This is a genomic window from Polaromonas sp. CT11-55 (assembly GCF_047303325.1).
Lineage (GTDB): Bacteria > Pseudomonadota > Gammaproteobacteria > Burkholderiales > Burkholderiaceae_C > Polaromonas.
This window is the reverse complement of the sequence record NZ_JBKBEX010000004.1, coordinates 83,310-97,556: the sequence shown is the minus strand read 5'-3', so window position 1 is coordinate 97,556 and position 14,247 is coordinate 83,310. Positions and strand designations below refer to the sequence as shown.

The following is a 14,247-nucleotide window of genomic DNA, read 5'->3' as shown; positions in this document are numbered from 1 at the left end:
TCGTTGCCCATTAATTTAAATCGCTCCACTGTACAAGATGGCTCTCAATTGAATTTTTCAAGAATTCTGAAAAACTTTTCCACGGTTGAGTTGTCGAGCTTTGCCCCTCAAAAAACTGGTAAATAGGTGGATCATTTGAAATAGGTAAAAAATAATTGATTTCATAGCCCTGATGCATACAAAATATTTTTGCATCCTCAGGCAGAAGATCCGGCAAATTCAATTCATTCATGAGTTCGCGTGCTTCTGTTCGGAGCGCTAAGACACGGGGAAAGAACACGTCCGTCCCGCGGAAAAGCTTCCCCGCAGATTTTCCAGCAATGGCCAAAAAATCGCGATAAGTCGCGGGCAAAATGCAGCCGAAATGCCGCTCAATAGTGGCAATTTCAGCATCAGTACAACCGACGAGCGATGTCTCCAAGATCGCCCCTTGCTGTACCGATGCATCAAATAATTTTTTAACGCTGTTTATCATCATGGTTGCCCGTTATTACGTCACACCCGGACATCGCTGCCCTGGGTGGTCAGATTGCTGTCTTGTCCTGCGCTGGTGACAGCTATCTAAAACCACTTCGGGTTCCACCATCAGGCATTTTCCAGTTCAAATCGCTTAATGGCAGCATCCACTTCAGCCGAACGACCAGGGTTAAGGTTGCGGAAATTTTCTAGCACTTCGCGCACATGGTGGCGGACGACGTCAACGGGGTAATAACCATCGCATGGATCGAGTTCGCTCACGGGTTGATGGGTCCATGCGTAATAGAGCCTGTTTCCGGCGCCGTCATACCAGTTCTTTAAATCGTTATCGCTACCGCAGATTTCCCAGCCAGGATCACCTCCACAATAGCCGCCTTCGCCCGGCGGAAGAATGCCTTTCAAGTAGTGCTCTAGTGGTTGTCCATCGTTAATAGCGAAGCGAAGGCATTCCAGAAGCGGTAGCACATTCAAGTCTTGCACCTCGGCGTCGAAGTAGACGTAGTTACCAATGCGAATCTTGGTCATTAATTCACTCCTGGAGGAACCCGAGGGAACACTGTTCGAATGCCATTTACTTTGCCTGTAACCTTATCAATATTTACCGGGGAGAAGAACCATATATCACCAACTTTCACATACTGCTCGGTCTTCCCTGTTACTTGAATGTTGAGTTTCGCCGAAGCCTGATCCAGTTTTTCCATCAAAGTTTGACCTGTACTCAACGTGAAGGAGTGGGTGGGCCTACGTGGGTCTCGCTTGGATGGAAATTACCGTTCTAACTGGGTCAAATTTAGACAGAACTCAACATGGTGCTGCCGTCGGGCAGGGTGACGGTTTGCTCGACCAGCCAGACGATGTCGCTGGTGAGTTGGGCTATCTGCTGGGCGCTGAGCGAAACGCCTGGGCGCAGCTGGTGTTGCTGGGCAAAGGTTGTGCCCGCGTCCATCAAGGCCTTGTACTGCTGAGTTCCATCGGAGCCTGACCCATTGAGAAGAGAAATTTCATCTCAACCCGATCCACGCAAACTTCATCTAGTCGCCTCAAGGCAAGGAAGAGAGGTGCAGCACGAGAAGCCATCTATTCACAGAATACGGGTCAAGACTCGATGGAAAAAGTGGTTTAGATTTCAGCGCAATTCAACATGCACCCCTTGTCAGGGAGACGACACCAGAGTTCGGAGATATTTAAATCGTCCAGCGTTCAAGTCAGCGCCAACTAGCGATCCCAATCTCAGCAACTCTTGATACTCAAGTTCACTCAAGGCCACATCTTCTTCGCAGAGTTGATCACATAGCGTCTCTAGTGCCAAGCAATTCTCCCCATGATCGCAGTATTCAATTGCGAAGTCTAAAAGGCTATTGCTGAGCCGCCCCTCAAAAAGGGATGCTAGCTTGCGGAGTTCTACTTCAAGCGACATGTCGACTACTTCTTTATCGGTTTTAAGGTGATAGTGGCAGGGGCCAAGTCAGGGAATGCTGTGACCGTCCGGCCTGTGGCTGGTTCAAAAACTACACGCATTGTCACCCCGTCGCGCGTTTCCCACGCAACCCATCTCGCGGGATCACCGGCTTTGGTTGTTATGCCACCAGTTCCAGTTTGCGCATACCACTGAGTGGTAGGTGAAGTAACCACGTCCCCCACGTTATGCAGGATCTGCCTCTCTGTCCAACTCTGCGGATAGGTGGACTTACCGGGCTGGCCTGGATACATATGCCCCCCACTTCCTGGGCCGTCACCGAAGAGTATGTGTTGACGATCTTCCGGAGAAAGAATATTTACATATTCCTCTGCAGTTTTCATTCTCCCATTTACCCAAATGCTCAAAGCAGGGGGCTTAACCCTAATCACGGCCATGCTCAACAACTGAGCGGCTTGCACCAAGGATGCACCTACAACATCCTTAAAGCTGGCATTGGCCACATTGGCCTCGAGCATCTTGTTCAGCGATTCCATGTCGCGAACCTGTTGATCAATCAGATCAAGAAGCAGCTGTTGCTTTTCAGGTGTATCTGCATAGATAGTGGCGTTCAACAGATTGACCGCTGTCTGGTTGGCGCTGTTGGAAAGCACCATGCACTGATCGAGTTTTGCACTTGCTCCACTGCAGGCCGCCACGATTCGTTGATTCTGCTTTTCTGCATCACGTGCAACATCAGCGCGTAGCGTAGTGAGATCACAGTTGCTGCCTTCACAGCTTCTCAAGGTATTCATGAGCCGGCCGGAACCGCGGAGGCTAAGGGCGTTATTTTCAGTCTCGATGGCAGCCGCATTAACTGCGGCAGTCAAATTGCCACTTCCACCCGCAAGAGCGGCGATCAAGCTTGTCACGATGTTTTTTCGTCCCTCTTTTTTCTCGGCAGTCATTCCCTCCGTGTCACCCAGCAATGCATTGATCACTACGCCTGCACTGGCCCCCATGGCTGCGCTTGCGCAATTTCCGCTCTGCGCGGCCGCACCAGCACAGGCAAGCAACCCTTGGAGCGCAGTGCGTGCAGTATCGCTACCCAGGCTGTCAGCCAAGCGCCCAATTTCTTGCGCGCCTAGGGCCTGCAGGTAGTTGATGGTTGCGCTTTGCACAATTTGCCCGCTGGACCCTGTGACGTTACCGCTCAGGGCTCCGATAACCGCGGTCGTGACGAGACGGTATTCACCAGTTGGGCCCCATTTCTCCAGACCCTGAAGTTCGCTGTCGAGTTGACGGGCAGTTTCCATATCACCAGCGACCAACGCGGTATCACGCTCCTTCTTCTTGACATCGGCTTCGCCAGCGCGTGTAGCCAGGAAGGCTCCTGCCTCACGGCTAAACGCGCCCACAATCTCAAACCCAGCCTTGATTTCTTGCTCGTTGAAGATGGGTTTGAGCGCATTGCTGCCGTTCTGGTCGCTGCGAACACTGGTATTCAAGCTCGCCACCGTTTGATCCGCTGTCTGGCCCGTCAGCGCCTCTTGCTTCCGACCGCCGGTAATGGCAATCACTCCCGCGCTGATGCCACTACCGGTAGTGCTGCTCGATTCACCGGAGGCGTTCAAAGCAATTGGCACAGTGGCGCTGAAGCCGTTGTAGCCAGGCAGTGTGCTGCCCGGCGTCTTGGCGGCACCCGTTTGGGCTTTACCGCTGGCGTCTGTGCCCACCCCTCCGGCTGAGCCCGCACTGCCTCCGCTACCGCCTATTGGGATCAATCCCTTGCCATCGCTGTAACCCCCACCCAGCGCGACGCTGTCGGCGTTGTACTCCGCCTTGTTCTGGATGTCGCTTTGGGTCAGCGTGCCGGTCACCAAGACGTTTTTGCCATCGGCGACCGCCTTGTCTGTGCTGGCGATCACGCTGCCTTTGAGGTCGGTATTGCCGGCTACACTGATCTGGAAGCCACCGTCTCCAGCCTTGATACCGCTTTGTTCGGTGACGGACCGGAAGTCGCTGTTGATCTTCTGGTCGCTGAAGTTGAGGCTGCCGGAGAAGCCGACCCCGACCGTCACGCTACCGCCTATGGATTGATCCTTGCTGTTGAATGTGCTGGTGTCCTGCAGGCTTTCGATGTTGAGGTTGCCGCCAATGTCGGCCTTGACGGTGGGCGCCTTGACGACGGCCCCCTTGAGCGTGGTATCGGCGCCGGAAACAAGGTTGACTTGCTGGCCGGCCTCAATCAGTGTATTGGTCCAGGTGGTGTCTTCGCCATGGCCTTCGCCCTTCGATGCGCTCGCATTGGCCGTGATGCCAAAGCCAGCACCGCCCGACCCAATGCTGATGGCGACGCCCACCCCGGCACTGCTGCCGCTGCTGTTGCGATTGGACTGGCTGGCATTCATGGCCGCGATCAGTTTGATCTGGTCTTCAGCCGAGAGGGATACAGTCTTGCCACCCTGCACCGTACTGCCGCGAACCACGATGTCGGAGTCTTTGCCAGCGCCGGAGGCCACGATGTCGACGTTGCCGCTTGCAGCGACAGTGCTGCCGCGCGCGCCGTCGCTGCTGGAATCGGTATTGGTCTGGCTTTTGCTGCCGCCTACGGTGATGGCGATATTGATGCCGCCGGCGGCTTGGGGATCTGCCTTGACCGCGTCATAGGCATTTTTGGCGGCGAGCGCCGTGGTGACGCCGGCCAGCACCTGCATGCGGCCATCCTTGGTCTGGCTGGCTGCTTCGCCCATTTTGTCGGCGGTTTGCAGCGCGGTGATGATGGGTGAGGTCACCGCGACCGTCAAGCCGGACTCCTTGAACTTATCCTCGGTCTGGGCCTTTCGCACTTCGCGTGCTTCCACGATTTCGACCGTCTTGGCCGCGATGGTGATATTGCCTTGAGGCGCCAGGACGTCGCTGCCGAACTGTTTATAGACGTCATTTGCAAGCAAGTTGACGTTCCCGCTGATGGCACCCACGGTGCTGGCGGCGGCTGTGGTGGCTTGGGTCTTCTTGTCGGTGGACTGTTCACGGCTGCCTATCGTGACACCCACACCGCCACTGTCCAGCAGGCCTGACTCCTTCTTTTCGTAGAAAGAGGTCGAGCTATTGGTGTTCAGCGCAGCCTCGATGGCGATATTGCGGCCCGCCGCCAGGGTCGTACCTGCATCGCTGATGACGCTGGAGCCCGTCACGGTCTGGTCGTTTCCGGCTACCGAGGTGACGGTTTTACCGCCAATGCTGGAGCCCACCGCATTGCTTTGCTCGCCGCTGCGGCGCTCGGTGCTACTGCTGGAACTGAACAGGTCGCTTTCACTGGTGGTCAACCCAAAGCTGGTGCTGTTGGTCTGCTGGCCGTTGGTGATGTTGATGTTGTTGCCGGCTACAGCCGTGAGGTCACCCGCTGCCTGCACGCTCGCCGCTTTGGCGTTGAGGTCGCGCCCCGCACTCAGGTTGAGGTTGCCTTGGGTGTTGATCTGGCTGCCGACGTCGGCAGTCTGGCGGTCTTCCAGGAAGTCGGTGCCCACGCCGCGCACCACGCTGGAACTGCTGCTCGTGCCCACGGTGCCCAGGTTGATGTCGCGCTGTGCGGTGAGGGTGGTGTTTCCGGTGGCGCCATTGTTGGCGATGACCCCGGCGATGATGTTGAGATCACGCCCGGCGCTGGCCACCAGCGTTGTGCCGGTCTGGCTTGTGACGTAAAGGCCAGCCACGCGGTCTATGCCGGTGAGGCTGAAGTTGTTGACGGTGGTGCCTTCGGTGTAGTTGCTGGCGCTGCTGGTGGTGCTGGCGATGTTGAGGTCGCGCCCGGCTGTCACATTGAGGGTGTTGGCGGCATCGATTTGCCCGCCTATATTGTTGAGGTCGGTGCGCGCGGTGACGGCCACGGCATTGCCGCTGATGCGGCCGGCGAGGTTGTTCACATTCTCGGCCGTCAGGTTGACGATGGTGCGTCCGGCAATCGTCCCCGAGTTACCGAGGTCCCCCGAAAGATTGATGTTGGTGCTTTGCCCGGCCAGCAGGGTGCCTGCGCCGTCGATGTCGCCCGCCTGGGCGCGTGCATAGACCTGGGGCACCAGGGCCTGGGTTTTGCTGCCGTCGGGCAAGGTCACGGTTTGCTCGACCAGCCAGACGATGTCGGTGGTGAGCGCGGCCATCTGCGTGGCGGTAAGGGCAATGCCGGGCCGCAGCTGGTATTGCTGGGCGAAGGTGGCGCCGGCATTCATCAATGCCTGGTATTGCGCTTCCTCGTTGCTGTAGCCGTCCAGGAAGCGCCGGCCTGTGAGCTGCGCGACCTGCTCGTTGACCAGGCGCTGTTCGTAGAAACCATCGCCCAGGCGTTTCTGTATGACCGTCGGGTCCAGGCCCAGCGCGGTGAGCATGTAGTCGCTGGAGAGCCAGCTACGGTAGTTGGCAAAGCGCGGGTCGGTTTCGATCAGGTAATGGGCCGCAGGGCCCGGATTGATGCGGAACAGGCTGGCCGTGGGCACGGAGAGGTTAGGCGTGACGGTGCGCACCACCGGTGAAGTGCCGCTGAGAGCGCCCGCGGTGGAGACGGTGGAGGTGACCTGCACAATCCCCAGGCTGCGGGCCGCCGCGCTGAGTGCGCCGATGGCACCGGGCGCGGCACTCACGCTGGCTGTGCTGGCACTGGCCAGTTGCGTGCCGGACGCCAGGCCCTGGCTCGCGGGCGAGAGCAGGCTCTGGCTGCGGGCGATGCTGATGGTTGTCGTTTGCGGCACATCCTGCACATAGGGTGCATCGCGGTAGGCGTTGTAGTTGTAGTCGCAGCCATCAAAGCCGCCGCAGCCTTCGTTGAAGTTGCTCCACGCATAGGCCGTTCCGGTGCGTTGCGCATTGACGCTGATGGTGCGGGCGCGGTTGTCCACCGCCTGGCCGGTGATGTTGAGTGCGCCGCCTGCAACGATCTGGCTCTGGTCGTTGACGAGGGCTGTGGAAGCGTTCAGCGTCATGGCGCCGCTGCTCAGAATGCGGCCTGGGGTGCTCTGGGTGACGACAGCTGTCTGCGTTGTCGAGGTGTAGTCGCGAAAGCCCTCAATGGGAATGGCCGTTGCGGCAATCGTGGCGCGCGCGCCGTCCATCGCCGCTTGCAGGGCCAGCCATGGGGCGGCTGCGGCCTCCCAGGCGGCGACCGCCGCTGGGTCGGGGGGAATCCACATGGCATCGTCATGGTCACCGGTGCCGCAAGAGGTGCCGGGGCAAACCGGTTGCGGTTTCGCTTCCGTGGGCGGACTGCCCGCGGGCATCGCCACCCCGAAGAGCGCCCAAACAGATGCAGCGGGGGGTACGACGACGGTCCCACCCGGTACCACGTCGGGCGTATTGAACATGGTCTTGTAGATAGGCGCTGAATAAGTGCTGCCTGGCGGAATGACCATGGCCTGCCCATTGGGCCCGCGGCCCACAAGCGTGCCTACCGTGACTCCCAGAAAAAACCCTCCTCCGCTCGGTATCCAGGTCAGCGTCTCCGGGCCCAGACTCCAGGCGCCGTTGGCACTGCTGTAGGTGCCCGAGAGGGTCACGAACTCCCGTGCGCTGCCGCCGCCGGCACCGCCGCCTTGCAAGGTGTAGGCAAAGTTGGGATTGGTGTTGTTGATTTGAGCGGTGCTGATCTTCAGCCCGCCCAATGCCTCTATCGTGCCGCCGGCGTTGTTGACTGCCTGGGCAGAACCCGCCGCGTTGCGGCTGGCATCCAGGCTGCCGCCTATGTTCAACGCATCGACCCCGGTACCGGCGCTGAAAATCAACGCGCCGTTGCTGTTGTTGATGGTGGTCGCGCCTATGTCCAGGCGCTGGCGCGCGGCGATGGTGCCGGCCGTGGTGACGCCGCCCACGGTTTCGGCGTCGTTGTTGAGGGTGGTGGCCGCGATGCTGAGGGTGTTGCCGTAGATGCGGCCGGTGCCTATGTTGTTGAGCGTGACGGCGTTGATCTGCGTGTCGACGCCGTCGATCAGGCCACGGTTGATGAGGGTGTTGGCGGCGGTCGCAGTGATCTTGGTGGTGGTGCCGGTCATCTCGCCGGTGGCGGTGTTGTCGATGGTGGCAGCCGTCACGTCCAGTGTGGCGCCGGCCTGCAGCTTGCCGCTGTTGGTCAGCGTGCCGGCCACGGCTACCGTGTTGTTGCCGCTGGCGCTGAGGGTGCCGGTGTTGCTGAAATCACCGGACAGCGAGAGCGACAAGTCCTGCTGCGACAGCAGGCTGCCGGCGCCGCTCAGGCTGGCGGCGCTGGCGGCCAGCGAGCGGCCGGCCAGGATGGTGCCGCCGGCGTTGCTGATGGCCAGGGTGCGGGCGGCCGGGGTAGCCGCCGTGTCCTGCACGGTAGCGGTGTTGCCCGCGCTGACCAGGCCGGCCGTGTTGTTGAGGCTGCCGCCGCTGGTCAGCGTGGTGTTGGTGCTGGTGCGGATGGCGCCACTGTCGTTGCTGATGGCGCCGGCGGTGATGGCGACGTTGTTGCCTTCGATGCCTTGGTTTACGCCTAGGGTGTTGCTGTTGATGACGCTGCCTGCGGTGAGCGTGGCGGTGCCGGCGCTGCGCAGCAGGCCGCCGGTGTTGTTGATGGCGCCTGCGCCGGTGCTGATGCCGGCATCGCCCAGGGCCTGGACCTGGCCGCCGCGGTTGTCAAAGGCGGTGCTGGTAAAGCTCAGCGTGGACTCGCCGACGATTTGCCCGGCCGCCGTGTTGCCGACGGCGGCGGTGGCGGCCGTGAGCGCGCCCTTGGCGCCTATAAAGCCGGCCGCGTTGTTGAGCCCGCCTGTGGTGAGCGTCACCGTGCCCTGCGAAGTGATGCCGCCCGCGCCGCCGGCATAGGCCGCGGCATTGGTGTTGGTGAGCGCCTGGCCGTTGGTGTTGATGCCCAGCGCCGCGCCGGCCTGGATCAGGCCGCCGTTGTTGTTGAGCGCACCGGTCTGCAGCGTGGCGCCTTGCGCGGCGGCGATGGTGCCGAAGGCGTTGTTCAGGCTCTGGCCGCCGGTGTTGACGGTGATATTGCGGCCGGTGATGCTGCCGCCCGTGCTTTGACCCAAGGCCTTGGTGTTGCTGAGGCCGGCGTTGGCGAGCGTGACGTCGGCTGCGGCCTCGATGCGCCCGCTGTCGTTGGTGGTGGCGCCTGTGGTGGTGACGGCCGCGTTGTTTTGCACGGAGGCGACAACGCCGCGCGTGTTGTCCACGCTGGCGGCCGTGAGGCTGGCCGCGCCGTTGGAAGCCAGCAGGCCCTGGACGTTGGTGATGGCGCCGCCGGCATTGGCCGTGAGGCTGCCGCCCGCAGTGACCTTGCCCAGTGTGTTGTTGAGCGTGCCGGTGTTCAGCACGGCCGCGCCGCCGGCGGCGACCTGGCCGTTGGCGCTGTTGTCCAGCGCGGCGGTGGTGGTGAGCCCCAGGCTGGAGGCGCCGGTGGCCTGGACCACGCCGCCCTGGTTGTTCAGGCTTTGCGCGCTGAGGGTGGTGTTGCCGTTGCTGAGGATTCGGCCCGCGCTGTTGTCGAGGGCGCCCGTGGCCGTCACGCTGGTGGCGCCCAGGCCGCTCTGGCTGATCGTGCCGCCGCGGTTGCTGAGCGTGCCCGCAGCCACGGTGAGGTTGTCGGCCAACAGCGTGGCGTTGTTGTGGCTGAGGGTGGTGGCCGACAGGCTGGCCGCGCCGGTGCTCACGATGCTGCCGCCATCGCCGTTGAAGGTCGTGACATTGATGGCCAATGCGCCGCCGCCCGCATGCTCTATCTTGCCGCCGCTGCTGTTGTTGAACGTGGCGGCCGAAAGCGTGAGGTTTTGGCTGTTGGTGGCGATGCGGCCCGCGCTGTTGTTGAGCGTGCCGGTGGGCGATGCCAGCGCAATGCTGGTGTCGCCCGTGCCGGTCTGCACGATGTCACCGCCGGCGTTGGAGATGTCTTTGGCCGTGAGATTGAGTTGGCCGGCCGAGACGGCTGCGCCGTCGGTGCGCAGGGTTTGCGCTGCGTTGGCACTCAAGGTGGCTTGCGCGTTGAGGGTGGCGCGGCTCGCGTCGATATTGCCGGTGCTGGCCGCGAGCGAGACGTTCTGCCCGCCGAGCTTGCCATCCGCGAGGTTGAGCTGCGCGCCCGAAACCGCGACGCTGCCACCCGCCAGGGCCTGGCCGTTCAGGGCCACCGCGCCGGACGCTGCCACGCCGAGGTCGCCATTGGCGCGCAGCGTGCCGTCGCTGTTCATGCCGGCCGCGATCACCGAGCCCGCCGCTGCGCTGATGGACGCGCCCGTGGCTTGCAAGCTGGTATTGCCCTGCGCGGCGATGATGCCGGTACCGCTGTTGCTGATGCCGCCCTGCCCGGCCAGCGTGGTGTTGCCGGCAGCGTAGATGGTGCCGCTGTTGCTGATGGCGCCCGCCGTACCGAACTGTGTGTTGCCGGCGGCCTGCAGGCTGCCGGTGTTGGTGAGCCAGCCGTTGGCCTGCAGCACCAGGTCGCCGCCGGTGGCGGCAATGACGCCGGCATTGCGCACGCCCAGGCCGGTTTCCGTGCCTATCAGGTAAATCTTGCCGGCATACATGCCGCCCAGCTGGGCCACGTCAACCGCATAGGTCGGCGCAGCGCCCGTGCCGGCGATGGGCGTGGCGTTGTGGGCCGCGTCGATGTCGTTGGCGCCCGTGGCCACGCGCAGTTCCCTGGCCCAGACGCCGGCATTGAGCTGCACGGCACGCGCCAGGATGGCGGTGTAGTCGGCCGTGGAGGTGTCCAGGCCGGCGCCGCCCACGCTGACGCTGCCGCCCTGCACCCGAAAGCCTTCGAGCGCGCCGCCATTGAGCACCGGCGTGCCGGTGGTCAGCGTGACGCGGTTGGCGTTGAGAAAACCACCGCCGTTGACGTTGATGCCGGCCGGGTTGGCAATGATGACTTCGGCACGCTGGCCGGCGACCTCGACATAACCGCGCAGATGGCTGGGGTTGCCGGAGTTCACCTCATTGAGGATGACCCGCGCCGGGCCGGTGGCCAGCCAGGGGTTGGCGCCGACAAAACCGCCCAGCTGGGTTTGCACATTGGTGCGGCTGTTGTTGAGGATGGCGCCGTTTGGCTGGACGTCGAACTGCTGGTAGGTATTGCGGCTCACGCCGGCGGCCGACGGCGTCTGGATATTGACCTGCGGCAGGCCGTTGGCGGTTTGCAGCACCGTGGGGCGCTGGTTGGCGGGCGCGCCGGGGGACGCGACGATTTGTGCGTGCAAAGTCGGCTGCAAGCACAGGACCATGCCCAGCGCGGCGAGCACGGCAAAGCGCAGTGGTTGTAGCGAAACCGTCAAACCCGGCGCGGTCGTCACGCCTGAGGTTTCACCGCCTGCGGCTTTGCCCCCGGCGCTGGCGGTTTCGGCCACCACCATGCGTTGGCCGCGCGTGCTGTTGAAGATGATGCGGTGCAGGTTTTTGTTCATGGACAGGTTCGGGAACGAGGTGTGAGAGAAAAGAGCACCGATGAGGCTAGAAGCCGGTCATTTCTGCGCTTCTACGGCGGGGGACGCGGGCTCCTCCGCTTGGCTCGTCCCTGCGGCGGGCACGGGCAGCGCAGGCACCGCGCTTTCAACAGTCGGGTCGGCTTTCCTTGCCGGCGGAGACAGGGGCGCGACCGGCACCGGGCGCAGTCCCAGGGCTGCAATCAGGGTTGCCGCACAGCTGTTTGCAACATCAGCCGCAGCGAGTGCCACCTCCGAGAAGTCGTCGCGCTCCCAGTCTTCGAGCGCCAGCTTTCTTGGCACTTCGCCCTTGCAGCTCTGCTTATAGAAGACGGTGTCGCTTTCCTTTTGGTAAAGCGATGCATCGATCTGGTAGCGCAAGGTGTATTCGCTGGACGCCATGGAGAAGTCAAGCTTCCATTCGGGTTGCGAAACACGCAGTTGCAGGTCTGCCGGCGCGGCCGGCTGCGCCGCAGAGGCCAAAGACATCTTGATGCCCGGCTCCTGGAGCAGGCTGGCCATCAACTGCTGGCTGACGGCAATGACGGGACCTTCCTTGGCGATCTGCGCCTTGGGCTTGGCTGCCTGGTCCGAGGCGACTTGCGTCATCGCCACTTGCAGGTTCTGGTTGAAGCTGGTGGCAATTTGCATGTTGGCTTGCATGTTTTTCTGCATTTGTTGTGCGTTCCCGGTCGCCCCGCCCCCAGACGCCAATGCGCTGCTGACAATGAACCCGACCAGAAACGAGCCCACGGCCGCGCCTTTTGTCCGGATATCCAGCACGCCGCCGCCGGCAGAGAGGACTACCTGCTGGGCCTTGAGCTTTGCGGCAAGCGCATCGCCCTTGAGGAGCTCCGTCGAAGGGCCGAAGAGGCCTGCCGCTGCGGGCTGGCTCAGTACGGCGATGGCCAGAAGCAAGCTGGCGGAACGAAGGCGAAAGTTCATGAAGAAAAGGTCCTTGCTGAAAAAGAAGAATGGATTGAACGGTTGCTGGCGATCTGAAATTTGGCTAGAAGGAGGCGCTCAGGCTCACGCCCAAAGTGCTGCCGGGAGTGCGAAAGAGTTCGGGCTTTTTGACGGGCGCAGCGATAAAGATGTCGTACTGCACTTTCTTGAAGCTGCCGCGAACGCCGATGACGGCGCCCGTCAGGCGTTTGCCGACCAGCAGCTCGCTGCTGGGGCCGCCGACTTCGCCGTGGTCCAGGCCGATGTAGACCTCCTGGCCGGTGTCGCCTAGCAGCGTGCTGAGTTCATTGCGCAGCAGCCAGCCGCGTTCGGCGCTCAGCGAGGATTCGCCGTCGAAGCCGCGCACGGTGTAGCGCCCGGCGATGGAGAAGCGGTCTTGCGGGGTCAGCGGCGTGCGGTTGTACTGCAGGCGCCAGGCGGCGCTGTAGCGCAGGCCTATGCCGGCCAGCTTGAAGGGCAGTTGCAGGTTGGCGTCCGCGTTGATCACCGCAAAGCGCGAAGTGCCCTCGCCAAAGCCTTCTTCAGGCGCGGGCAGCGAGCCGAAAGCGCCGGTGCCGCGTTTGTAGGCGAGGTTGCCTTCCAGCGTGGCCTGGCCTATGAACTCCTTGTGGCCGATGCCCAATTCCCAGCCGCCGACCACACGGCGCTGCACCTCGACCTCGGTGTCATCGATGAAGTTGTTGGAGCGGCGCTGGAAGGCCTTGAGGCTGAGCGTGCTCTTGCGGCTGGCGTCGCGGTAGACCAGGCGCGAGAGCTTGAGCTCGGCATTGCTGCTGGTGCCGCGGTAGACATAGTCCTGGGTGGCGCCGGCCACGCTCTGGAAGTAGCGGCTGTCGCTGACGGTGGCGCCCAGCGTCCAGTAACCCAGGGGCAGCGAGTAATGCACGGTGCTGCCGCGCGTGCCGCGGCTGCCGGGCTCGCCGCCGCCCAGGTCGGTGTTGAGCGAGACATAAAACAGGTCGTTGAGCGTCCACCAGTTGTCGTAAGACAGCGTGATGCCACCCTGGTATTTGCCGGTGGCTTTGGAGCCGCTGTCGTCGGCGAACACCGAGACGCGCAAAGGGAAACCCTGGCGGTAGCTGATGACCAGGTCGCTCTGGCCGGGTTTGGCGTCGTTGCCTTTGGCCTCTTCGATCTGGATGTCGGCTTCGGCCGTGGGCACGCGCTTGAAGTTTTCCAGGGCCTGTTCGATGTCGCGCAAATTGAGCAGGTCGCCCGATTGGACCGGCATGGCCGTCCAGGCATTGCCGCGCGCATCGCTGTTTTCGGAAAACCGGATGGCGCGTATGCGGCCGGGAACCAGCGTGAGGGTGAGCACGCCGGTGTTCAGGTCTTGCGGTTCGGCCAGGATGCGGGTGGTCACATAGCCGCGCGCGATCACGGCGTTTTGCAGGCGCTTCATCACAATGGCGATGCCCTGGGTGCCCAGGCAGCGGGCCAGCGGCGCATCGTTGGCATCCGGGCCGGCCGCCGCGTCCAGCGCCCAGGCGAACTGCGAAGCCAGCCCCGCCGGCTCGCCGGCAAGGGTTCGCAGTTTCAGCTCGCGGATGGGCAGGCAGGGTGACTCGGCGGCCGGCAGCCTGTCGGTTTCGGCCTGAGGCGCAGGGGGAAGGCGCACATCGGGCGCCCTCTCCTGCTGCTCGCGCAGCAAGCGCTCACGCTCCTGGGCGCGGCGTTGTTCCTGGTCAGCGCTGCTGAGCGACGCTGGCTGGGCCCAGACATGACCGGCCAGGACGGCCATGGCCACGCCGGCGGCAAGCTTGCGTGCGCGGCAGTGTGTTTTGACAGATTGTTTGGTGCGCTGCGGCACCCCCTCGAGTGATAAACCCAAGTCATCGTGTGGCTTGGCCAATCACGCTCTCCCCGATTCCGTTTTTTTTATTGCCGGGCCCTATTGCCGGACATGCAAGCAAGTGTAATTTTTCAGTAGCCCGAAAGCTGTAACTTCGTCTTTTTGCGGGCAATTGATGTTGGTTT

Annotated in this window: 7 protein-coding genes and 1 pseudogene; all 8 read right to left on the bottom strand. The window is 62.2% G+C overall.

The window, feature by feature from the left end; genetic code table 11:
• Positions 1-10: 10 nt before the first annotated feature.
• The 8 genes and pseudogenes from ACEN8I_RS05780 to ACEN8I_RS05745 all read right to left on the bottom strand — a co-directional run bounded on the left by ACEN8I_RS05780 (position 11) and on the right by ACEN8I_RS05745 (position 14,011).
• A complete protein-coding gene (locus ACEN8I_RS05780; protein ID WP_413327271.1) occupies positions 11-478 on the bottom strand; it encodes an SMI1/KNR4 family protein in 468 nt (155 codons plus the stop codon).
• A 107-nt stretch (positions 479-585) separates the two neighbouring features.
• Positions 586-1,002, bottom strand: a complete 417-nt coding sequence (locus ACEN8I_RS05775) for a hypothetical protein (RefSeq protein WP_413327268.1) — start codon at positions 1,000-1,002, stop codon at positions 586-588.
• A complete protein-coding gene (locus tag ACEN8I_RS05770) occupies positions 1,002-1,178 on the bottom strand; it encodes a hypothetical protein (protein ID WP_413327265.1) in 177 nt (58 codons plus the stop codon). Before ACEN8I_RS05770 ends, ACEN8I_RS05775 begins: the two co-directional genes overlap by 1 nt.
• A gap of 110 nt (positions 1,179-1,288) precedes the next feature.
• Positions 1,289-1,468, bottom strand: a pseudogene (locus tag ACEN8I_RS05765) (hypothetical protein); the annotation flags it as partial.
• 162 nt (positions 1,469-1,630) lie between these two features.
• A complete protein-coding gene (locus tag ACEN8I_RS05760; RefSeq protein ID WP_413327263.1) occupies positions 1,631-1,894 on the bottom strand; it encodes a MafI family immunity protein in 264 nt (87 codons plus the stop codon).
• A gap of 5 nt (positions 1,895-1,899) precedes the next feature.
• Positions 1,900-11,286: a hemagglutinin repeat-containing protein gene (locus tag ACEN8I_RS05755; protein WP_413327261.1), complete on the bottom strand. Its 9,387-nt coding sequence runs from the start codon at positions 11,284-11,286 to the stop codon at positions 1,900-1,902.
• A 57-nt stretch (positions 11,287-11,343) separates the two neighbouring features.
• Positions 11,344-12,249, bottom strand: a complete 906-nt coding sequence (locus tag ACEN8I_RS05750) for a hypothetical protein (protein WP_413327259.1) — start codon at positions 12,247-12,249, stop codon at positions 11,344-11,346.
• 64 nt (positions 12,250-12,313) lie between these two features.
• Entirely contained in the window at positions 12,314-14,011 is a 1,698-nt protein-coding gene (locus ACEN8I_RS05745; protein ID WP_413327257.1) for a ShlB/FhaC/HecB family hemolysin secretion/activation protein, read from the bottom strand.
• Positions 14,012-14,247: the final 236 nt, after the last annotated feature.